2 protein-coding genes are annotated in these 1,102 nt (G+C 59.1%); both read left to right on the top strand.

What is annotated here, in order from left to right:
• On the top strand, positions 1-536 hold a 536-nt coding region (locus T18_RS27745; protein ID WP_323455233.1), incomplete at its 5' end, for a thiamine pyrophosphate-dependent enzyme.
• A 19-nt stretch (positions 537-555) separates the two neighbouring features.
• Positions 556-1,102: acetolactate synthase small subunit (ilvN, locus tag T18_RS16180; protein ID WP_323455232.1), on the top strand; the 547-nt coding region annotated here is incomplete at its 3' end.

The raw sequence follows: 1,102 nt of genomic DNA, 5'->3' as shown, positions 1-1,102 counted from the left end.
AGGAGCCGAACCACTGGATGACTTCGGGCGGTCTCGGTACCATGGGATACGGCCTGCCGGCAGCTATCGGCGTTCAGGTCGCGCATCCGGAAGCGCTGGTTATCGACATTGCCGGTGATGCCTCGATCCAGATGTGCATTCAGGAAATGTCCTGCGCCATCCAGTACGGTCTGCCGGTCAAGATTTTCATCCTCAACAACCAGTATATGGGCATGGTGCGGCAGTGGCAGCAGTTGCTGCACGGCAACCGCCTGTCCAACTCCTATACCGAAGCCATGCCTGACTTCGTCAAACTGGCGGAAGCCTATGGCGCGGTTGGCATGTATTGCGACGATCCGAAGGAACTGGACGACAAGATCGCCGAGATGATTGCGGTCAACAGGCCGGTCATCTTCGATTGCCGCGTTGCCAATCTCGCCAATTGCTTCCCGATGATCCCATCTGGTAAAGCCCATAACGAGATGCTGTTGCCGGATGAGGCGACGGATGAAGCTGTTGCCAACGCCATCGATGCCAAGGGCCGTCAGCTAGTCTGAGCCGGGAGAGGAAAAGGACATGAACGCACACCTACAACCCACCGGCTCCGCCTATTTCATCCAGAAGGAAACGGCTGCCGTCGAAAATCACACGCTGTCGGTTCTCGTCAGCAACGAGCCGGGCGTTCTCGCCCGGGTCATCGGCCTGTTTTCCGGCCGGGGTTACAACATCGAAAGCCTGACGGTTTCGGAAACCGAGCACGAGGCGCATCTGTCGCGCATCACGATCGTAACGCGCGGCACACCGATCGTGCTGGAGCAGATCAAGGCGCAGCTGGAACGCATCGTTCCTGTGCACCGGGTGCTCGATCTTACCGTTCGCGCCCGCGAACTCGGTCAGGAACGGCCGATCGAGCGTGAAGTAGCGCTGATCAAGGTCGCCGGTTCGGGTGAAGCCCGCGCCGAGACGCTTCGTCTTGCGGATGCGTTTCAGGCCAAGGTGGTGGACGCGACAGTCGAGCATTTCATCTTCGAAATCACCGGCAAGTCGTCCAAGATCGACCAGTTCGTGGCCATCATCAAACCGCTCGGCCTGATCGAGATCTGCCGCACGGGTATCGCAGCGA

Source organism: Rhizobium sp. TBD182, from assembly GCF_001950375.1.
GTDB lineage: Bacteria > Pseudomonadota > Alphaproteobacteria > Rhizobiales > Rhizobiaceae > Agrobacterium > Agrobacterium tumefaciens.
This window is presented reverse-complemented; position numbering and strand designations above follow the sequence as displayed.